At 73.4% G+C, this 19,791-nt stretch carries 15 protein-coding genes; 8 read left to right on the forward strand and 7 right to left on the reverse strand.

Annotated elements, in window-relative coordinates; genetic code table 11:
* The first annotated feature begins 2 nt into the window (after positions 1 to 2).
* The gene (locus E6R60_RS10100) at positions 3 to 230 is read left to right on the forward strand and encodes a phosphopantetheine-binding protein (RefSeq protein ID WP_136326137.1); all 228 of its coding nucleotides are present in this window, start codon (positions 3 to 5) and stop codon (positions 228 to 230) included.
* Positions 227 to 4,156, forward strand: a complete 3,930-nt coding sequence (locus E6R60_RS10105) for a non-ribosomal peptide synthetase (RefSeq protein WP_136326138.1) — start codon at positions 227 to 229, stop codon at positions 4,154 to 4,156. The genes E6R60_RS10100 and E6R60_RS10105 overlap by 4 nt, the downstream gene beginning before the upstream one ends.
* A 43-nt stretch (positions 4,157 to 4,199) precedes the next feature.
* Here E6R60_RS10105 and fes read toward each other — a convergent pair whose 3' ends face one another.
* On the reverse strand, positions 4,200 to 5,468 hold the full coding sequence (gene fes, locus E6R60_RS10110) for an enterochelin esterase (RefSeq protein ID WP_136326139.1): 1,269 nt from the start codon (positions 5,466 to 5,468) through the stop codon (positions 4,200 to 4,202).
* A 174-nt stretch (positions 5,469 to 5,642) separates the two neighbouring features.
* On the opposite strand from fes, the gene E6R60_RS10115 reads away from it, so the two are divergent.
* Positions 5,643 to 6,704 carry a YncE family protein gene (locus E6R60_RS10115; RefSeq protein WP_136326140.1) on the forward strand — a complete coding sequence of 354 codons (1,062 nt, stop codon included), beginning with the start codon at positions 5,643 to 5,645 and terminating at the stop codon, positions 6,702 to 6,704.
* Between the two features lie 95 nt (positions 6,705 to 6,799).
* Here the strand turns inward: E6R60_RS10115 and E6R60_RS10120 are convergent, their stop codons facing one another.
* The 3 genes from E6R60_RS10120 to E6R60_RS10130 all read right to left on the reverse strand — a co-directional run bounded on the left by E6R60_RS10120 (position 6,800) and on the right by E6R60_RS10130 (position 8,675).
* Positions 6,800 to 7,582 carry an SGNH/GDSL hydrolase family protein gene (locus tag E6R60_RS10120; RefSeq protein WP_136326141.1) on the reverse strand — a complete coding sequence of 261 codons (783 nt, stop codon included), beginning with the start codon at positions 7,580 to 7,582 and terminating at the stop codon, positions 6,800 to 6,802.
* Positions 7,569 to 8,138 (reverse strand): PadR family transcriptional regulator, encoded by a 570-nt coding sequence (locus E6R60_RS10125; protein ID WP_136326142.1) that lies wholly within the window; start codon positions 8,136 to 8,138, stop codon positions 7,569 to 7,571. Before E6R60_RS10125 ends, E6R60_RS10120 begins: the two co-directional genes overlap by 14 nt.
* Before the next feature lie 135 nt (positions 8,139 to 8,273).
* Positions 8,274 to 8,675, reverse strand: coding sequence for a VOC family protein (locus E6R60_RS10130; protein ID WP_136326143.1), 402 nt, complete (start codon positions 8,673 to 8,675; stop codon positions 8,274 to 8,276).
* Between the two features lie 735 nt (positions 8,676 to 9,410).
* Here E6R60_RS10130 and E6R60_RS10135 point away from each other — a divergent pair.
* Positions 9,411 to 11,621, forward strand: coding sequence for an AAA family ATPase (locus E6R60_RS10135; protein ID WP_136326390.1), 2,211 nt, complete (start codon positions 9,411 to 9,413; stop codon positions 11,619 to 11,621).
* A 31-nt stretch (positions 11,622 to 11,652) separates the two neighbouring features.
* Here the strand turns inward: E6R60_RS10135 and E6R60_RS10140 are convergent, their stop codons facing one another.
* Entirely contained in the window at positions 11,653 to 12,207 is a 555-nt protein-coding gene (locus E6R60_RS10140; protein WP_136326144.1) for an FABP family protein, read from the reverse strand.
* 124 nt (positions 12,208 to 12,331) lie between these two features.
* Positions 12,332 to 14,563: a catalase/peroxidase HPI gene (katG, locus tag E6R60_RS10145; RefSeq protein ID WP_136326145.1), complete on the reverse strand. Its 2,232-nt coding sequence runs from the start codon at positions 14,561 to 14,563 to the stop codon at positions 12,332 to 12,334.
* A 239-nt stretch (positions 14,564 to 14,802) separates the two neighbouring features.
* On the opposite strand from katG, the gene E6R60_RS10150 reads away from it, so the two are divergent.
* From E6R60_RS10150 to E6R60_RS10160, 3 genes are all read left to right on the forward strand, one after another.
* Positions 14,803 to 15,219: a Fur family transcriptional regulator gene (locus tag E6R60_RS10150; RefSeq protein WP_136326146.1), complete on the forward strand. Its 417-nt coding sequence runs from the start codon at positions 14,803 to 14,805 to the stop codon at positions 15,217 to 15,219.
* Positions 15,220 to 15,286: 67 nt separating this feature from the next.
* Positions 15,287 to 17,329, forward strand: a complete 2,043-nt coding sequence (locus E6R60_RS10155) for a DUF4139 domain-containing protein (RefSeq protein WP_136326391.1) — start codon at positions 15,287 to 15,289, stop codon at positions 17,327 to 17,329.
* An 8-nt stretch (positions 17,330 to 17,337) separates the two neighbouring features.
* A complete protein-coding gene (locus tag E6R60_RS10160; protein ID WP_136326147.1) occupies positions 17,338 to 18,900 on the forward strand; it encodes a DUF4139 domain-containing protein in 1,563 nt (520 codons plus the stop codon).
* A 93-nt stretch (positions 18,901 to 18,993) separates the two neighbouring features.
* Here E6R60_RS10160 and E6R60_RS10165 read toward each other — a convergent pair whose 3' ends face one another.
* On the reverse strand, positions 18,994 to 19,347 hold the full coding sequence (locus tag E6R60_RS10165) for a VOC family protein (protein WP_136326148.1): 354 nt from the start codon (positions 19,345 to 19,347) through the stop codon (positions 18,994 to 18,996).
* Positions 19,348 to 19,494: 147 nt separating this feature from the next.
* On the opposite strand from E6R60_RS10165, the gene E6R60_RS10170 reads away from it, so the two are divergent.
* Positions 19,495 to 19,782, forward strand: a complete 288-nt coding sequence (locus E6R60_RS10170; protein WP_136326149.1) for a hypothetical protein — start codon at positions 19,495 to 19,497, stop codon at positions 19,780 to 19,782.
* Positions 19,783 to 19,791 lie beyond the last annotated feature (9 nt).

Here is a 19,791-nt window from a genome sequence, read left to right on the forward strand (position 1 = left end):
CCGTGTCACTCACCCTGGAACAGATCCGCACCGACGTCGCCGAGTCCCTGGGCGAGGACCCGGCGGACATCCCCCTCGACGAGAACCTCCTCGACTACGGACTCGACTCGGTCCGCATCATGGCGCTGCTCGGAGGGTGGCGCCGCGACCACGGCGTGCGGGCCGACTTCGCCGGTCTCGCCGAACAGCCCTCCGTCGAGGCCTGGGCCACGCTGCTGGGGGTCTCATGACGGTCCTGCTCGCCGGCACCGTCGCCACTCCCCCTGACGGGCCGGACACCGTACTGCCGCTGACGGCCGCCCAGTCGGGCATGTGGTACGCGCAGTCCCTCGACCCGCTCAGTCCGGCACAGAACACCGCGGAGTGCCTGGAGATCGACGGGCCGCTCGACCACGACGTGTTCGCCGCGGCGCTGCGCCGGGTCACCGCCGAGGCGGACGCGCTGCGCGTACGGATCGAGGACGGGCCGCGGGGACCGCGCCAAATAGTCGCGGCCTCTGCCGGACTGCCGCTCACCGTGCACGATCTCCGGGAGGCGCCCGACCCGGACCGGCGGGCGGAGGCGTGGATGCGCGCCGACCTCGGCGAACCCTGCGACCTGAGCGCCGGACCGTTGTTCCGGCACGCGCTCTTCCGTGTCGGGCAGGACCGCTGGCTCTGGTACCAGCGGATCCACCACCTCGTCATGGACGGCTTCGGCTACTCGCTGCTCGTACGGCGGACGGCCGAGGTGTACACGGCGCTCGCCCGGGGCGAGGAGCCCGGGCCCCGTAGCTTCGGAACGCTCTCCGACCTCGTCGCGCAGGACGCCGGCTACCGGTCGTCGGAGGCGTTCGCGGCAGACCGCGCCCACTGGTCGGACGCCTTCGCCGACCGTCCTGAGGCGCCACGCCTCGCGGGCCGCGGAGCGCTGCCCTCGCGTACGTTCCTGCGCCGCACCGCCCACCTCGGTCCGGATGCCACGGAACGGGTCCGGGAACTCGCGACGCGACTGCGCGCGACCTGGCCGGAGGTGCTGATCGCCACGCAGGCCCTCTACACCGCACGGGCCACCGCCCGCTCCGAGGTGGTGCTCGGACTGCCCATGATGGGCCGGGTGGGATCGGTCGCCCTGCGTGTGCCCGGCATGGTGATGAACGTACTGCCGCTGCGGCTGACCGTCTCCCCCGGCGCGAGCTTCGCGGAACTGGTGCGCCAGGTCGTGCGGGGCGTCCGCGCGGTCCGCCGCCACCAGCGCTACCGCTACGAGGACATCCGCCGCGATCTGCGGCTGCTCGGCGAGAACCGCGGCCTGGTGGGTCCCCTCGTCAATGTGATGCCCTTCGACTACGACGTGGACTTCGCGGGCGCGCCGGCCCGGGCCCGCAATCTGTCCGCGGGGCCGGTGGACGATCTGACGGTCAACATCTACGACCGCGCGGACGGCCGCGGGCTCCGCGTCGACCACGACGGCAATCCGGCCCTGTACGACGAGGACGCGCTCGCCGCCCACCAGGAGCGGTTCCTGCACCTCGTGGAACGGCTGACCGCGGCGGACCCGCACGCCCCGCTGTCCGCCCACGGGATCGCGACCCCCGCCGAGCAGGCGCTGACCGTCGAGGAGTTCAACCGGACGGCCCGTGAGCTGCCGCCGACGACGCTCATCGGCCCGATCGAGGCGCGGGCCGCCCGCACCCCGGACGCGACCGCGCTGGTGTACGGGGACGTCTCCCTCACGTACGCGGAACTGAACACCCGCGCCAACCGCCTGGCCCGGCACCTGCGGACGCTCGGCGCCCGGCCGGGCGCCGTGGTGGCGGTGGCGGTTCCGCGCTCCGTGGAGCTGATCGTCTCGCTGCTCGCCGTACTGAAGGCGGGAGCCGCCTATCTGCCGCTCGACCCGGAGTACCCGGCGGAGCGGATCACGTACATGCTGCGGGACGCGGCGCCCGTCTGTGTGGTCACCGACCGTGCCGACCGTCTCGCCGACGACGCGGGGACGGCGCGGGTCGTGCTCGACGGCCTCGACGTCTCCGGGTACCCGTGGTGCGATCCGTCGCGCCCGCTGACGCCCGCCCATCCGGCGTACGTCATCTACACCTCGGGGTCCACCGGCCGCCCCAAGGGCGTCGTCGTGCCGCACGGCGCGATCGACAACCGGCTGCGGTGGATGCAGGACGCCCACGGGCTGACGGCGGACGACCGGGTGCTGCAGAAGACGCCCTCGTCGTTCGACGTGTCCGTCTGGGAGTTCTTCTGGCCGCTGCGCGAGGGCGCGGCGCTGGTCGTCGCGGAACCGGGCGGCCACAAGGACCCCGCCTACCTGGCCCGGCTGATCCGCGAACAGGCCGTCACCACCTGCCACTTCGTGCCCTCAATGCTCCAGGTCTTCCTCACGGAGGCGGACCCCGGAGCGTGCGGCGGACTGCGCCGCGTGTTCTGCAGCGGGGAGGCGCTGCCCCGGGAGACCGCGCACGCCTTCGGCCACGCGCTGCCGCACGCCGAGCTGCACAATCTGTACGGGCCGACGGAAGCGGCCGTGGACGTCAGCTTCCACGCGTGCGCCGCACAGGACGCGGGGCCCGTGCCGATCGGGCGGCCCGTGTGGAACACCGGGCTGTACGTACTCGACGCCGCGCTTCGGCCCTGTCCGCCGGGGGTGCCGGGCGAGCTGTACCTGGCGGGCCGGCAGCTCGCCGACGGCTATCTGAACCGCCCGGACCTGACCGCCGCCCGGTTCCTCGCCGATCCCTTCGGCGCCCCGGGGCGGCGGATGTACCGCACCGGGGACCTGGCGCGCTGGACGGAGCAGGGAGAGGTCGAGTACCTCGGGCGCACGGACCACCAGGTCAAGCTGCGCGGGCAACGCATCGAGCTCGGTGAGATCGAAGCCGCACTGGCCGCCCTGCCGCGGGTGGACGGGGCCTGCGCCCTGGTGCGCGAGGACCGGCCCGGCGAACAGCGTCTCGTCGGGTACGTGACGGGAGCCGCCGAGCCCTCGGCCGTACGGTCCGCACTGGCGCGCGTGCTCCCGGAGCACATGGTGCCGTCGGCGGTGGTCGTGCTCGGCTCCTTCCCGCTGAGCCCCAACGGAAAGCTGGACCGCCGCGAACTGCCCGCCCCCGTCTTCGCCGGCGGCGGTGGCGACCGGCCCATGAGCGACCGCGAGGAGGCGCTCGCGCGGCTGTTCGCGGAGGTGCTCGGGGCTGCCGCGGTGGGGCCCGACGACGCGTTCTTCGACCTCGGCGGGACCTCGCTGCTCGCGGTCCGGCTCGTGGCCCGGGTGCGGGAGGAGTTCGGTGCCGAACTGACGATCGGTTCGCTGTTCGAGGCATCGACCCCGGCGGCGCTCTCCGCCCGGATCGACGGCGCGGCTGCGGGGCCCGCGTCCGGGGACGCCCTGGACGTCGTACTGCGACTGCGCGGGGGGAGCGCGCGGGCCCCGCTGTTCGCCATCCATCCGGCGGGCGGCATCGCCTGGTGCTACGCCGGGCTGGCCGCCCGGCTGGGTCCCGGTCAGCCGGTGTACGGCATCCAGGCCCGCGGCCTGGCCCGTGAGGAACCGCTGCCGGGGACCCTGGAGGAGGAGGCGGCCGACTACGTCCAGCGCATCCGGGAGGTCCAGGGGCGGGGCCCGTACCGTCTGCTGGGCTGGTCGGTGGGCGGGGTGCTCGCGCACACCGTGGCGGTGCTGCTCCAGGAGAGCGGTGAGGAAGTCGAACTCCTGGCCCTGCTGGACGCGTTCCCCGCCGAACAGTGGCGGGAGCGGCCCGCGCCGGAGGAGGGCGACGCCCTCACGGCGGTGCTGCGCATGGCGGGGTTCGAGCGCACCGGTGAACGCACCCGGGAGGACGTGCTGGCCACGTTGCGGCGGGCGGGCAGTCCCCTCGCCGGGCTCGGGGACCGGACCCTGTCGAGGATCGTCGACATCGTGCCCAACCATGCCCGCCTGATGCGTGAGCACGTGCACCGGGGTTACTCGGGCGACCTGCTGTTCTTCACCGCGGCCGCGCCGCGGGCGGAGGACTGGCTCACCCGGGAGGCGTGGCGCGCGCACGTGTCGGGTGCGGTCGTGAACCACGATCTGGACGCCACGCACCCGCAGTTGATGCAGGACCGCTTCCTCGACACCATCGCGGACGTGCTCGCGGACCGGCTGAAGGAACTGGACGGCTGACCGTTCCCCGCTGACCGGCGGCCTTCGCCGGTCAGCTCGCCGGTCAGCGGGTGACGGTGGCGCGGGACAGCAGATCGACCAGGCCGTCCGCCAGCTCCGTACGCCAGCAGAGGTAGTCGTGCCCGCCGTTGAACTCCCGGTAGGAGGCGTCCTCGTAGCCCGAGGACGTGAGTGTGTCGCGCAGCCGGCGCGCGGCCGGCAGCGCCACCCACTCCTGCTCGCCGAAGGAGAGCCAGAAGCGCACCGGCAGGCGTGGGGACTCGGCGATCCGGGCGGTGAGCCATTCGGCGTCCGGGCCGTCCGGCCACCAGAACGAGCCGGACTGCGCCAGGGCGTTGCCGAAGCGGCCGGGGGCGGCGAGGGCGGCGTAGGCGGCGGTGAGCCCGCCCAGGCTCTGGCCCGCGACGACGGTGCGCGCCGGGTCCTCCGTGACGGGGTGGCGTGCTGCCGCCCAGGGCAGCAGTTCGTCCTCGAGGAACGCGACGAAGTCCCGGCTGCAGGCGAGGTCCGACCAGCGTGTGGCCACGTCGACCGAGTCCGGCAGGAGGGCCACCAGCGGGGGGATGCGCCCGTCGGCGATGAGGTTGTCCAGCAGCTGGGCGAGCCCGAGGTGCGGCTGCCAGTGCTCCCCGTCCAGGAGGACGAGCACCGGCAGGTCCGTCGCCCCGCGCGCGCCGGCCGGCCGGTACGTCCACACGCGCCGGCTCCCGCCCAGGCGCTCGGAGGGAACGTCGTGCACGGACACCTCCCCCCGGGCGCCGCCCGGCCGCGGCAGCCAGTCCCGGGCGCTCGGGGCGGCCGGGAGTTCGGCGTAGGAGACCGGGTCGCCACCCCAGCGACGGGGCAGCGCGCGGCGGTTCAGCGGATCGTGACGGCGCCGGGTGCGCAGCCGCCGCCAGTAGTCGGCGCTCTCCGGTCCGGGTCCGTCGCCCTCGTCGACGTAGAAGTCGTACGTGCCCCGCCAGTCCTGCCGCAGTCTCAGCGTCCAGTGCCACACATCGGTGCCCGGGACGTGCTCCATCAGGTTGCCCTCGGGGGCACGGGGGTCGCCGAGCTTGTTGGGCAGCACCTGGACGGCCCGGGTGCCGGGGGCTCCGCGCCAGAGGAACGTCACGGCGGCGTGGTCGTCGCTGCCCAGCGGGTCCGGCCCGACGAGCGGTGTGCCGGATCCGGCGATCCGGGCCCAGAACTCCTCGGCGCCGTCCGGGCCCGGGAGGGCGCAGACGGGTTCGGTGAGGCGGGTCAGCGGATCCGGCCGTGCCGTCCTGGGCGGTCGCTGCGGGGCGTCCTGGGGCGGCACGGACGTGATCATGAGAGGGCTCCGAAGGACGAGACGATCAACTTAGGGTCACCTTACCTTTTCGGGCGCGCGGGCCGGCGGGGCGTAATCCGGATCACACTCCTGAAAGGGCGTTACTTAGGTAAGGCTAAGCTAAGTTCATTCGTACGGATCCCCGTGACATACCTTCAGGGAGTTGACCCCAGCATGACCTCACCCACCCGCAGCCTGCGTCGCACCGGCACCTGTGCGTCCATCGCCGTCGTGCTCGCCGCAGGCGGCACCACCGCGCTGACGGGCACCGCGGCCGCCCACGCCCGGCCGGCCGCCTCGGCCGTGACCGCCGCGCCGGTCGCCAAGGGGCTCTACCAGTCCTCCTACTCGGAGCGGAACCACGTCCTGTGGACCGCCTCCGCGGTGGGCCGGCCGCCGGTGACGACCTCCGCGCTGACGAAGGTGGACCCGCGGACGCTGCAGGTGAAGGCGACCTACGCGCCGCCGGTCACCGACCCGGCGACCGGCGCGGTGGAGGCGGTCTACGGGGTGGCGGTCGACGACGAGCACAACACCGTCTGGACCACCAACACCCGCAACAACTCGGTAGCCGTCTACAGCCAGCGCACGGGCGAGCACCTCGCCACGCTCCCGGACGTGAACCACGCCCGGGAGATCGTCGTCGACGAGCGCCACGACACCGTGTGGGCGAGCGCGTTCGGTGACGGGACGCTCGTGGCCTTCGACAGCCGCACCCTCAAGGAGAAGAAGAGGGTCACGGTCACGGGAGCGGGCCCCACCGGCCTGGCGGTCGACGAGCGCTCCGGGACGGTGTACGCCGCCGACCTCACCCACGACCGGATCATCCAGGTCGCCGCGCGCGCCACGGCCCCGCGCCTCATCCCCGCGGGCGACGGCCCCATCGCGGTCGCCCTGTCCGGGGACGGCCGCACCGCCTACACCGCCAACCAGACCGGCGGAGACATCTCGGTCGTGGACCTCCGCAAGGGCCTCGTCACCAAGTCCGTGGCCACCGGCCGGGGCGCGCTGTCCGTCGCCGCGGACGGCCGCTCGGGCCGCGTGCTCGTCGTCAACCGCACGGACGCCACCGTCTCGGTCGTCGACCCCCGCAAGGGCAGCGTCGTGGAGACCCTGGCCACTGGTGCCAACCCCAACCACATCGAGGTCGCCGGCGGCATCGCGTACGTCGTCGACAAGTCCGGCGCGGGCGCCGACGGCAAGGACCAGCTGCACCGCATCCGCCTCGCACGCTGACCTCCGGGCACCCGTCCGAGGGGGCCGGCCCACCGCGCGAGGCGGCGGGCCGGGCCCCCCGGGCCGGGCGGCGCGAGGGCCACTCCCCCGGCCCGTCACATACCGGCGCTCCAGGGCAGAAGGTCCGGCCGCTTGGCGGTGCGTCCGTCTCCGGACGACCGGCCCCGCAGGCGCCGTCCGAGCCACGGACCGAGGAAGGCGGCCGCCCAGCGCAGTTCGGCGCCGGCGGCCTGGAGGCCGCCGGGGAGCACGTGCGCGGGCAGCGGATGCGTCCAGGTGTTGTCGCTCCGCGGCAGGCCGATGGCCTGCGCGACGGCAGCGGCGATCCGCGCGTGGCCGAGAGAGCTCGCGTGGAGCCGGTCGACGCTCCACAGGCGCGGATCCGTGGCGACGGCGTGCTGGGCGATCTCGGCGACCGCGACGCCGTGGCGGGCGGCCGCGGCCCGGATGAGGGTGTTGAGCTGCGACACCCGGGATCTGAGGGGCCGGGCGAGAGGCGCGATCTTCCCCACGTCGGGAATGGTCAAGGTCGCCACCTGCGCCCCGGCAGCCGTGAGCGCGGCGAACATCTCCTCCAGCTGTCCGGCCACCTCCACGACGTCGACCCGCGGCCGCAGCAGATCGTTGACCCCGGCGACGACGGTGGCCAGATCGGGACGCAGGGCCAGCGCCGGTCCCAGCTGCTCGGCGCGGACCTGTCCGGCGACCCGCCCCCGTACGGCCAGATTGGCGTACTGGAGACCGGGGTTGACGGCGGCGAGGTGCTCGGCGAGCCGGTCGGCCCAGCCCCGCAGACCGATGACGTCGTCCCCGTCACCGACCCCTTCGGTCTGGCTGTCACCCAGGGCGACGTAGCGCAGGTATTCACCGTTCCGCACGAGTCGACTGCCTCTCCCTCAGCACGGCCGCGATCCGCAGGCACCAGTCCCGGTGCTCCTGCTCGAAGGCCACGCCGCGCAGGCCCGTCAGATAGGGCCCGATCCGGTCGCCGTGCCGGAGGAACTCGTCCTCGTCCGCCTCCCCGCGCATCTGCCGCAGCAGGTCGTCGAGGAGTGCGATCTTCGCGTCCGCAGCGGCCACGCGCTCGTCGAGCTGTTCGATGACCTGGGCGGTGCCGATGCGGTCGGCCGACTGGACCTTGACGAGCAGGTCGTCGCGGATGAAGGACGGTTTCGGGGCGGCGGCGGCGAACGCCTCCAGCTCCTCGCGGCCGGCGTCGGTGACCTGGAAGACCCGCTTGTTGGGCCGGGTCTCCTGAATCACCTGCCGGCCCTCGACCAGCCCCTCCTTCTCCAGCTTGGCCAGCTCCGTGTACAGCTGCTGGGGCAGGGCGTGCCAGAAGTTCGCGACGCCGACGTCGAACGCCTTCGCCAGTTGGTATCCGCTGTACTCGCCGTCCAGCAGCGCCGCCAGTACGGCATGTCGCAAGGCCACCGAGGCAGCCCCCTCCCTCATCCCGCCGGGCCCCGCGGCACCGGCCACACGGCTATCGTACTCAAGAATATGACTACTCAACTCTTTGAGTACATGACGGGAGGGCGGGGGCCCCGGCCTACGGCCCCGCGGGCGTCACTCCGCGGACGTCACTGCGTGACTTCCGTACGGGCGCGTGATGATCTCCATGCCGTGGCCCGCGGGGTCCATGAAGTAGAGCCCCCGTCCGCCGTGGTGGTGATTGATCTCGCCCGGCTGCTTGAGGTGCGGATCGGCGTAGTAGGTGATTCCCGCCGCCCTGATGCGCCGCAGCGCCTCATCGAACTCGGCGTCGCCGATGAGGAAGGCATAGTGCTGCGGGGTGATCGATTCGGCGGGGATGGTGGCGAAGTCCAGCGTGACGCCGTTGCTCAGCGAGACCGGAACGAACGGGCCCCACTCCGCGCCTGCTTCGAGATCCAGAAGATGGGCCAGGAACTCGGCGGATTCCCGGTTGGACCGGGCGTGGACGATGGTGTGATTCAGTTCGACAGACAAGTGGAATGCCTCCGAAGGCATCTCCCGGACACCTCCATGCCTCACCCGGCCGGTGACCGGCACGCGATGTCCGCCTGAGATCATAAGAGCGGCACCGGCCGGCTGTCGAGCCGTCCCGGCCCGGGGCCTCACGGCCTCGAGCGCCCCGCCGACTCGGTGGCGAGGTACCGCCCGGGCCCATCGAGGCCTCGCTGACCTCGCGCAGCCGCTCCGGGTCGTCTCCCCCCAGGGCGGATGCCGGTACGTCGTCCGTGCGGGACGCCCGCACCTCGGCAACGCGCTCGGCCGCCTCGGGCGCCCGCCGGATCAACTGCCGCCCGCCGTCAGGGGGCCGGGCGCCCTCACGAGCGAACCCGCGCGCTTCCGGCGGGCCACCGCCCCGGGACCTGACTCTGCGGGGGTCCGGTACGCACCGCGATCGCGCTCACCGAGGTGCCCGGTCGGCGTGGCCGCGCGGGGCAGCACCACGGCGGCGCCGGTCTTCGCCGGGCCGTGCGCACAGGCCGCGCCGACGGGCCGGGAAACCGTGGCGCCGGGGTGGGCCGTGTTGCCGTTGTGCCCGCGGGGAACAGAGCCCCGGGTACGAGAAATCCCCGGTCCGCAATTGCGGACCGGGGATTTTCCCGAGTATATTGAGTGTTTCTGTGCGCCCACAGAAAAGGCCCCTCACCAGGGGCCACTAAGAAACACCATATCCGTCAGGGAGCAATGTTGTCAACTCGGGAAAGCGCCGAATTGCAGATGGAGCAGGAATTCATCGACCGGCTCTACGACCGTGTCGACGCGCTGCGCGGAGTCGCGGCCCAGCGCGTCGAGGAAGCGCTGACGCCGGTGGGGACCGGGCTTCAGGCCCGTCTGGAGCGCGATGTGCTCGTCTCCGAACGCTCCGGGCTGCTGTCCGCTCTGAACGCGGTGGACGGCTCTTTGTGTTTCGGCCGCATCGATCTCTCCGACGGCGCCGCGCACCATATCGGCCGCATCGGAATCCGCGAGGACGACGCCGCGCACACGCCCCTGCTGATCGACTGGCGTGCGCCGGTCGCCCGCCCCTTCTATCTCGCCACCGGACACACGCCCATGGGACTGCGGCGGCGCCGGCACCTCACCACCGAGGGCCGGACCGTCACCGAGCTGCACGACGAGATCCTCGACGTGGGGGACCACCGGCGCACCGGTTTCGAGGACCCGTCCGGTGACACGGTGCTGCTCGCCGCGGTGAACTCCGCCCGCACCGGTCGCATGGGCGACATCGTGCGCACCATCCAGGCGGAGCAGGACCGCATCATCCGTGCCCCGCACCGAGGCGTGCTCGTGGTCGAGGGCGGTCCCGGCACCGGCAAGACGGCGGTGGCGCTGCACCGCGCGGCGTTCCTGCTGTACGAGCACCGCGAGCTGCTCGCCAAGCGCGCCGTCCTGATCGTGGGCCCCAACCCGGCCTTCCTGAGCTACATCGGCGAGGTGCTGCCCGCGCTGGGCGAGACCGGCGTGCTGCTCGCCACCCAGGCCGAGCTGTTCCCCGGGGTCCACGCCGACGGCACGGACACGCCCCGCGCCGCGGCCGTCAAGGGCGGTGAGCCGATGGCGGAGGCGCTCGCCATGGCGGTGCGCGACCGGCAGGTGCTGCCCGAGCCCGGCGCACCTCTGGTCATCGCGCACGACGACGGGGACCTGATCCTCGACTGGGAGATCGCCTACGAGGCACGGCAGGCGGCCCGCGACACCCTGCTGCCCCACAATCTCGCCCGCCCGCACTTCGCGTTCCGCGTCATCGACGCCCTCACCGCGCAGCTCACGGAGCGCATCGGGGCCGACCCGTACGGCGGTCCCAACTTCCTGGGCCCCGACGACATCGCGCAGCTCGGCAAGGCGGTCGCCGTCAGCACGGCGGTGCACAGCGCCATCGACGAGCTGTGGCCGCCGCTCACCCCGCAGGGGTTCCTCGGCGACTACCTCGCCGCCCCCGTGTACCTACCGGCCGAGGACGCCGAGGCGATCCGGCGCGCACCCGGCGACGGCCGGTGGACCTCCGCCGACGTGCCGCTGCTCGACGAGGCGGCGGAGCTGCTCGGGGTCGACGACAGCGCCGAGCGGGCGGCCGCGGAGGCCGAGCGCCAGGAGCGGATCGCGTATGCGCAGGGCGTGCTGGAGCTGTCGAGGGGCTCGGAGTCGTTCGAGTTCGAGGACGAGGAGTCCGAGGTCCTGGCCGCCCACGACATCGTCGACGCGGAGCGGATGGCGGACCGCCAGGAGGAGGCCGATCACCGCAGCGCGGCCGAGCGCGCCGCCGCCGACCGCACCTGGGCGTTCGGGCACATCATCGTCGACGAGGCGCAGGAGCTGTCGCCGATGGCGTGGAGGCTGCTGATGCGCCGCTCGCCGACCCGGTCGATGACCCTGGTCGGCGACCCCGCGCAGACCTCGGAGGAGGCCGGCGTCGGCTCGTGGAAGAAGATCCTGGAACCGTACGTCGGCGACCGCTTCGAGCATGTCGCGCTGAAGGTCAACTACCGTACGCCCGCAGAGATCATGGAGCTGGCCGCCCGGGTGCTGCGCGCCGACGACCCCTCCTTCGAGCCGCCCGCCTCGGTGCGGTCGACGGGTGAGGCGCCGTGGCTCCGGGAGTCCGGCGAGGACCTGGCCGGCGCGGTGGCCCGCGCGGTCCTGGAGCTGACGCCGCAGGAGGGCCGCCTCGCGGTGATCGCGCCGCGGGCGCTCCACGAGGAGATCGCCGCTCCCCTGACCGGAGTCACCGCCGGCGCCGAGCCGGATCTGACCCACCCCGTGGTCCTGCTCGACCCGCGGGAGGCGAAGGGGCTGGAATTCGACCACGTGCTGGTCGTGGAGCCCGCGCGGTTCGGGACCAGTGATCTGTACGTGGCGCTGACCCGGGCCACCCAGCGCCTGGGCGTCATCCACCGGGAGGAGCTGCCCGAGGCGCTGCGCTGATTCCGTCCGCCCGCCGGACGCGCACGGCGCGCTACCCGTGGCTGGGGACCTCGCGCCGGAGCTGCGCCGTGAGGTGGTGCCGCAGACGGTGGCCGACGGCCGCGAGATCGTGGACGAAGTCGAGGGTGTCGTCGTCCGCCAGGGTGTACCGGCGGCGGCTGGCCTCGACGTCCTTGGCCGTGGGCGTGACCGCCACCTGGTGGGTGGTGAGGTCGAGCGCGCCCCCGTCCGCGCGGCCGGTCAGGATCTCCGCGACGCCCGTGGGCTGGGTGATCAGCGCCTCCACCCGGCCGTCGGGCTGCATGCGCCACCAGCCGCTCTCCCGCGCCGCCGGGCGCAGGGGGAGACCGTCCGCGTCCAGCAGCCAGGCACGCGCCTCGTAGTGGAGGAAGGGCCGCCCGTCATGGCTGAAGGTGACCTCCTGCGCGTACGTGAAGTCCTCCGCGAGGGTCGGATACCCGCCGCGGCCGCGACCCGTCCATCTGCCCAGGAACCCGAGCAGCGGTTCCAGCAGCGGATGCGGCGCGGGGGATTCGTCCGGGCCGAAGGCGTCGGGGTACGGGGGTGTCCTTGCGGGGTCGGACATGGGTGCGCTCCTGGATCGGGGCCGGGGGGCTGGCCGGTTGGCAGCCTAAGACCGGGGCGGCGGGGCGCCGCCCCGCGACACAGGTCCGGGCCGGCCCCGTGGAGAGGCCGGCCCGGACGCGGCGTCAGACGAGGTCGAACCGGTCCAGGTTCATGACCTTGTCCCATGCGGCGACGAAGTCCTTCACGAACTTCTCCTTCGCGTCGTCGCTCGCGTAGACCTCCGCGACCGCGCGCAGTTCGGAGTTCGAGCCGAAGACGAGGTCGGCGCGGGTGCCGGTCCAGCGGACCTCGCCCGTGGCGGCGTCGCGGCCCTCGAACGTGCTCGCGTCCTCGGACGTCGCCTTCCACGTCGTGCCCAGGTCGAGCAGGTTGACGAAGAAGTCGTTGGTCAGGGCTCCGGGCGTGTCGGTGAGCACGCCGAGCGACGACTGCTGGTAGTTGGCGCCCAGGACCCGCAGACCGCCGACGAGCACGGTCAGCTCGGGAGCGCTGAGGGTCAGCAGGTTGGCCCTGTCGAGCAGCAGGTACTCGGCGGGCAGCCGGTTGCCCTTGCCGAGGTAGTTGCGGAATCCGTCCGCGGACGGCTCCAGCTCCACGAACGACTCCACGTCGGTCTGCTCCTGCGACGCGTCGACGCGGCCCGGCGTGAACGGGACCTCGATGTCGAAGCCGCCGTCCCCGGCCGCCTTCTCGACGCCTGCGGCGCCGGCGAGGACGATGAGGTCGGCGAGCGAGACCTGCTTCCCGCCCTGCTGGGCGGAGTTGAACGACTCCTGGATCTCCTGGAGCGTGCGCAGCACCTTCGCCAGCTGGTCCGGGTCGTTGACCTCCCAGCCGTTCTGCGGTTCGAGGCGGATGCGTGCGCCGTTGGCGCCGCCGCGCTTGTCGCTGCCGCGGAACGACGAGGCGGACGCCCACGCCGTGGAGACGAGCTCGGACACCGTCAGGTCCGAGGTGAGGATCCGCGCCTTGAGGGTGGCGATGTCTCCCTCGTCGATGAGCTCGTGCGTCCGGGCGGGCAGCGGGTCCTGCCACACCAGGACCTCCGACGGAACCTCCGGACCGAGGTAGCGGACGACGGGGCCCATGTCGCGGTGCGTCAGCTTGAACCACGCGCGGGCGAACGCGTCGGCGAACTGGTCGGGGTTCTGGTGGAAGCGCCGCGAGATCTCCTCGTACGCCGGGTCGAACCGGAGCGAGAGGTCGGTCGTCAGCATCGTCGGCGCGTGGGTCTTCGACGGGTCGTGCGCGTCGGGCACGGTGCCCGCACCGGCGCCGTCCTTCGGCCGCCACTGATGGGCGCCCGCCGGGCTCTTGAACAGCTCCCACTCATAGCCGAACAGGATGTCGAAGAAGCTGTTGTCCCAGGTGGTCGGGGTGTCCGTCCAGATGCCCTCGAGACCGCTGGTGATCGTGTCGGCGCCCTTGCCGGTGCCGTACGTGCTGCGCCAGCCGAGGCCCTGCTGCTCCAGCGGGGCCGCCTCGGGGTCGGGCCCGACGTGGTCCGCCGGGCCGGCTCCGTGGGTCTTGCCGAAGGTGTGGCCGCCGGCGATCAGGGCGACCGTCTCCTCGTCGTTCATCGCCATGCGGCGGAACGTCTCGCGGATGTCGCGGGCCGCGGCGATCGGGTCCGGAGTGCCGTTGGGGCCTTCGGGGTTGACGTAGATGAGGCCCATCTGCACCGCACCGAGGGGGTTCTCGAGCTCACGGTCGCCGGTGTAGCGCTCGTCGCCCAGCCAGGTGGTCTCGGGGCCCCAGTAGACGTCCTCGTCGGGCTCCCACACGTCGGCACGGCCGCCGCCGAAGCCGAAGGTCTCGAGGCCCATCGTCTCCAGGGCGACGTTGCCGGTGAGGACGATGAGGTCCGCCCAGGAGAGGTTCCGGCCGTACTTCTTCTTGACCGGCCACAGCAGCCGGCGGGCCTTGTCGAGGCTCGCGTTGTCCGGCCAGCTGTTGAGCGGCGCGAAGCGCTGCTGCCCGGCCCCGGCGCCCCCGCGGCCGTCGCTGATCCGGTACGTGCCGGCGCTGTGCCAGGCCATCCGGACCATGAACGGACCGTAGTTGCCGAAGTCGGCGGGCCACCAGTCCTGCGACGTCGTCAGCACCTCGGCGATGTCGCGCTTCACCGCCGGGAGATCGAGGCTCTTGAACGCCTCGGCGTAGTCGAACTCCTCACCCAGCGGGTTGGCCACCGCGGGGTTCTTGGCGAGGATCTTCAGGTTGAGCCGCTCCGGCCACCACTGGCGGTTCCCGCCGCCCTGGGTGGGGTGCGGCGCGCGACCGTGCGCGACCGGGCAGCCACCGGCCTCCTCTGCCTTCGGGTCGGTGACGATCGCGTCGTGGTTCTCAGTCATGGAAATCCTTCCGGACGGGGCGGATCACGGTGCTGAGGAACTGCGGACGACGGGAAGGCCGGGGCCGGGTGCCGGGGCGAGCGGCCCCGTCTCCTGAAATCACGGACTTCTCCGCACTGCTGTCCTGTCCCTTGGCTGTCGACCGGAACTGATCCTACGATGGACATAGTCCAAGTCAATACGAACGACAGGCATCTACCGCTCCATTCGTCCGACAACGCACAGTAAGGCTGGTGGGCATGAGTGACCTGCTGCAACGGCTTCGCGCACGTGGCTGGCGGATGACGGCTCAACGCCGGGTGGTCGCCGAGGTACTCGCGGGCGAGCACGTCCACCTCACCGCGGACGAGGTCCTCGCACGCGCCACCTCCCGGCTGCCGGAGATCTCCCGCGCCACCGTCTACAACACCCTCGGTGAACTCGTCTCGCTCGGCGAGGTGATCGAGGTGGCGACCGACGGCCGTGCCAAGCGCTACGACCCGAACGCCCATCACCCCCACCAGCACCTGGTGTGCTCCGGCTGCGGCGCCATCCGGGACGTCCACCCCTCGGGCGACCTTCTCGCGGAGCTGCCGGAGTCCGAGCGGTTCGGTTTCACCGTCTCGGAGGCCGAGGTGACCTACCGGGGCCTGTGCCCGGACTGCGGACCTGTCTGACCGGCGCGTACGGGCGGCCGTCCGGGCGTAGGCTTCGCTCACCATGAACGCGGCGGGGGCGGAGCGCATGACGGGTGAGTCGGCAACGAGGTGGGCGTCCGCCCTCGATTCTGTCGTGGTGTACGCGCAGGGGGCCCTCTGCAGCCGGCTGGCCCGCGGCGGTGTGCCGTCCGACGGCCGGGTACGGGTGACGGGGCTGCCCCGTTCCCTGGACCCGGGTTCGTTGCGGGTCCGGGTCCTGGGCGCCCCGGGGGTGCGTGTCACCGAGGCCCGGGTGGAGGTCGACGCCGCGCTGCCCGGCACGGACACCACGGACACGTTGCGGCGCGAGTACGAGCGGCTGAACGACGCGTACGAGGCGGCGCTGGGGCGCCGGCACCGGCAGTTGCTCGTGATCGAGGAGGTCAGGGCCCTTCACCCGGTCCCGCCGCCCCGCAAGCGTGACGACCCGCACCGCCGCACCCCGGCCGACGCATGGCTGGAGCTCGCCGGCTTCGTCGACGGCCGGCTGGCGGGACTGCACGACCGGCTCGTCGGGCTGGAGGATGCGGTGCGCGACGCCGAGCACGCCCTGGCGGTCGCCGCGGACCGGCTCGAACGCGGCTCCACGGACGCGCCGTCGGCGCACGTGGAGACCACGGTCTGCGCGGCCCTGACCCTCGACGGCGCCGCCGGCGCCGAGGTGGAACTGGAGCTGGAGTACGGGGTGCCGGGCGCCGTCTGGGTGCCCACGTACCGCCTCGGCCACCGCCAGGGAGCCGACAGCGGGCACCTCGTGCTGCGCGCCTCGGTCGCCCAGCGGACCGGCGAGGACTGGACCGGCGTACGCATCGCGCTGGCCACCGCCGATCTCCGGCGCCGCACCGACCTGCCGAGGCTCCGTTCGGTCCGGATCGGCCGCAGCCAGCCCGCCCCCGCCCCGTCCGGCTGGCGTGAACCCCCGGCCGGGCTCGTCGGCCTCTTCTCCGGGTACGACGCGGCAGGCCCCGGCCCGGACCGGACGCCCGGGCCCGTGGCCGTCGGCGGCCCGCCCCCCGGCGCGGCCGCATCCGCGCCCGGACCCGTCCCCATGCCGCCACCGCCGGCACCGCAGGGTTACGGCGGTCCCCCCGCGCCGGGCGGCGCTCCCCCGGAAGCGTTCGGCGGCGCGATGCCCGCGCCCCCCGCACCGGCCGGGGCGCGACCGCGCGGCAGGTCGCGTTCCGGGCCCCCCGCGGCGCCGCCCGCTCCCGGCACGGCCGCCTCGCCGCCCCCTCCGGTCCCGGCGGCAGGTCCGCCGCAGCCGAGCGGCGCGGAGCTCGACTACGCCGGCCTCGCCCTGTGCGGCCCGGACGAGCAGGGCGATCGCAGAGGCCGGCTGTTCCCCGGCTCCCCGTTCGACCCGGTGGCGGCCGAATACCGGCGGCGCGCCGAAACGGTGGCCTCGCTGCCGCTGCCGGGGCACGCCGTGCGTCCCCGCGAGTCGGCCGGTTCCTTCGACCACCGTTTCGATGCCGCGGCACGCGCCGACATCCCGTCGGACGGCGACTGGCACACCGTCACCGTCGGCGAGGTCGCGGTCGGCCTGCGGACCGAGTACCTCTGCGTGCCGTCCGTGGAGCAGACCGTCTACGCCACGCTGGTGCTTTCCAACGCGACCGGCCAGGCGCTGCTCGCCGGACCGGTGGACGTCAGCGTCGACGACGCCTTCCTGCTGACCGCCGCGCTGCCCACGCTGGCGCCCGGCCAGGTCCGCCGGGTGGGGCTGGGACCGGCCGAGGGCATCCGCGTGACACGCCGTACGCACGTGCACGAGTCGACCTCGGGCCTGCGCAACAACACCACCGTGCTCGACCACCGCGTCCACGTGGAGCTCGTCAACCGCCTGCCCGGGCCCGTCACGGTCGAAGTCCGCGAACGGGTACCGGTCACCTCCGAACCGGATGTCAGGATCGAGGAACGGGCCGACTGGACGGCGCCCGACGGGGGCACAGGTCCCGATCGGCACGCCCCGGGCACCCGGATCTGGCGACTGGACCTGCCCGCCGGGGCCACCGCCGCCCTCGACGGCGGCTACGACATACGCATCCCGGCCGGCAAGGCCCTGGCCGGCGGAAACCGCAGGAGCTGACACCCCTCATGTCCACGGCCCCGAAGCCGATCGCCCTCCCCGTCACCGCCGTCACGTGCCTCGAGGATCGCGCCCACGTCGAGCGCACCGCCGTGCTCGACCTGGAGGCCGGGGTCCAGCGGCTGCGGCTGGGACCGGTCAGTGCGCTGGCCGTCGACCGGACGCTCCATGCGGAGCTGACGTCCGAACACCCCGCGACCGTGCTCGACCTGCGGCTCGTCCGCACCTGGACGCCGCGCGAGCCGGCGCCGCCCACGGAGGACGACTCCGTTCTGCGCCACCGCGTCCACGGCCTCGAAGAGGAACAGCGGGCCCTGGGGCAGCGCCGTGACCGGCTGAAGGCCCGCCTCGACCTGCTCGGCCGTCTCGCCACGGACCTGCTGCGGGAGATCGGCGAGGGCGCCGGTTCCGGGGAGACGGAGCTGCCCCGCTGGTCCCGCGAACTGGACCGGGTGGACGCCGAGCGCGATACGCACGCCGAGGAACTGCGCGTCGTGCAGGCCCGGCTGACCGCTGTCGGCGCCGAACTCTCCGACCTGCGGACGGCCCTGTCCCTCGCGGAGGAGGAACCGGCCGAACTGGTCGGCCACATCGAGCTGGCCGTACGGACCTCGGCCGCTGGACCCGTCGGGCTGCGCCTGAGCCACCTCACCCCGTGCGCCCTGTGGCGGCCCGCCTACCGGGCGGTGCTCGACGGCGACGCCGTGACGCTGGAGACCGACGCGATGGTCTGGCAGCGCACCGGCGAGGACTGGTCGCACGTACGGCTGACCCTGTCGACCGCCCGCTCGGCGGCGGCCACCGAGCCGCCACGGCTGGACGAGGACCGGCTGACGCTCAGGGACCGCTCCGCGGAGGAGCGCCGCACGGTCGACGTCGAACTGCGCGAGGAGGAGACCGGGAGCCTCGGACCGGCTCCGGTGCTCGGCCTGCCCGGGGTGGACGACGGGGGCGAGGCGCGGGTCCTGAGTTCGCCCGCACCGGTCTCGGTCCCCGGTGACGGCCGCGCCCACCGGGTGCGGCTCTCCGCCTTCACCACGGCCGCACCGAGCGAGTACGCGTGCGCGCCGGAGCTGTCCCCTCTGGTCACCCACGTCGTGCGGTTCGACAACCGGTCCGGCCACGCCCTGCTCGCCGGTCCCGTGGACCTCGTTCGCGGCAGTGGGTTCAGCGGCCGCGGCACGCTGGACTTCGCTGCACCGGGCTCCCCCGTCGAGCTGGCCTTCGGCAGCCGGGACGACTACCGGGTGGTCCGGTACGCCGAGGAGTCCCGCGACTCCACGGGACTCACCCAGCGGACCGTTCTCACCCGCACGGTCCGGCTGCACCTGTCCCGCTTCTCCGCCCCGGGCGAGCACGGCGACCGCGTGGTGACCCTCCGGGAACGCGTCCCCGTCTCCGAGGTCGCGGCGGTGCACGTACGCCTGCACGAGTACGCCTGCTCCCCGGTGCCGGACGGGGTGGACGCCGAGGGCATCGTCCGCTGGGACCTCACGCTCCCGCCGGGCGGACGCCGCACGGTCACCCTGGTGTACGAGCTGTCGGCGAGCGGCAGAGTCACCGGCATCTGACCCCGGCGCAGCCCGCACGGGCCGCTGCCGGAACGGAGTCGCGCAGGAGCGGCCCGCCGCGCCCGCGCACCGCCCCGCAGCGGCGCCGGCGGGTCAGTAGTACTGAGCCATGCAGAACTCGTGCCCCTCGGGATCGGTCATGACGACGACCACGCCCTCGTCGTATGCGTGGCGTTCGCCGGTGAACCCGCCGCCGAGAGCGATGGCTTGGGCCATGCCCTGCTCGATGTCGTCGACCGCCACGTCGAGGTGGAGGCGCACTTTGCCCTGCTTCGGCTCGGCCACCGGCTGGAAGACGAGGCGGGGCAGCGGGTCGTCGCGGTGGCCGAGGTAGATCCAGCCGGGCTCGGAAGGCCCCTGCGGGCGGTCCAGCAGCACGCTCCAGAAGGCCGCCACCCGTTCCACGTCGACGCAGTCGACCGTCACTCCGGCCCATCGGTTCGTCATGTCGTCAGCACTCCTGTTTCGTGTGTGAGGGGGGGCGAACTCGCGTTTCAACAAGGTCGGTTGTCCCACACGGCCGGTTGGTGCGCCGCCGGGGGGCCGTGCCCGCCGGCTCGGCTGCCGCGGCCCCGCGCCTGAGAGGATCCGTCCATGAGCAGCGACCCGGAAGTGAGCGCTCTGGCGATCAACGTCACGGTCCCGGAGGCGCTCCGTTGGACGGACACCCGACGCGGTGAGGCGTTCACCCTGACCACGATCAACATCCGGCTGCTTCCGGACGGTCGCCTTGCGGCGAAGGCCTACGGGCGGCCGGTCGGCGGCGGTCGGGGCGCCTACGTGTCCTTCCCCCTCCCCGACCGACCGGAGCTGGCCGCCCTGGTCGCCGGGGCCGCCGGCCGCGCCGGCGCGCTGTGGGCAGCGCATCGCGGTCTCGGCTGAGCCCGGCCG

Source organism: Streptomyces sp. A0642, assembly GCF_004795105.1.
GTDB lineage: Bacteria > Actinomycetota > Actinomycetes > Streptomycetales > Streptomycetaceae > Streptomyces.

What these genes read in the sequence shown, in the direction of transcription:
- E6R60_RS10160 (WP_136326147.1), top strand. Translation starts at nt 17,338, where the DNA reads ATGTCCACGGCCCCGAAGCCGATCGCCCTCCCCGTCACCGCCGTCACG.
- E6R60_RS10115 (WP_136326140.1), top strand. Translation starts at nt 5,643, where the DNA reads ATGACCTCACCCACCCGCAGCCTGCGTCGCACCGGCACCTGTGCGTCC.
- E6R60_RS10165 (WP_136326148.1), bottom strand. Translation starts at nt 19,347, where the DNA reads ATGACGAACCGATGGGCCGGAGTGACGGTCGACTGCGTCGACGTGGAA.
- fes (WP_136326139.1), bottom strand. Translation starts at nt 5,468, where the DNA reads ATGATCACGTCCGTGCCGCCCCAGGACGCCCCGCAGCGACCGCCCAGG.
- E6R60_RS10155 (WP_136326391.1), top strand. Translation starts at nt 15,287, where the DNA reads ATGACGGGTGAGTCGGCAACGAGGTGGGCGTCCGCCCTCGATTCTGTC.
- E6R60_RS10170 (WP_136326149.1), top strand. Translation starts at nt 19,495, where the DNA reads ATGAGCAGCGACCCGGAAGTGAGCGCTCTGGCGATCAACGTCACGGTC.
- E6R60_RS10105 (WP_136326138.1), top strand. Translation starts at nt 227, where the DNA reads ATGACGGTCCTGCTCGCCGGCACCGTCGCCACTCCCCCTGACGGGCCG.
- E6R60_RS10140 (WP_136326144.1), bottom strand. Translation starts at nt 12,207, where the DNA reads ATGTCCGACCCCGCAAGGACACCCCCGTACCCCGACGCCTTCGGCCCG.
- E6R60_RS10150 (WP_136326146.1), top strand. Translation starts at nt 14,803, where the DNA reads ATGAGTGACCTGCTGCAACGGCTTCGCGCACGTGGCTGGCGGATGACG.
- katG (WP_136326145.1), bottom strand. Translation starts at nt 14,563, where the DNA reads ATGACTGAGAACCACGACGCGATCGTCACCGACCCGAAGGCAGAGGAG.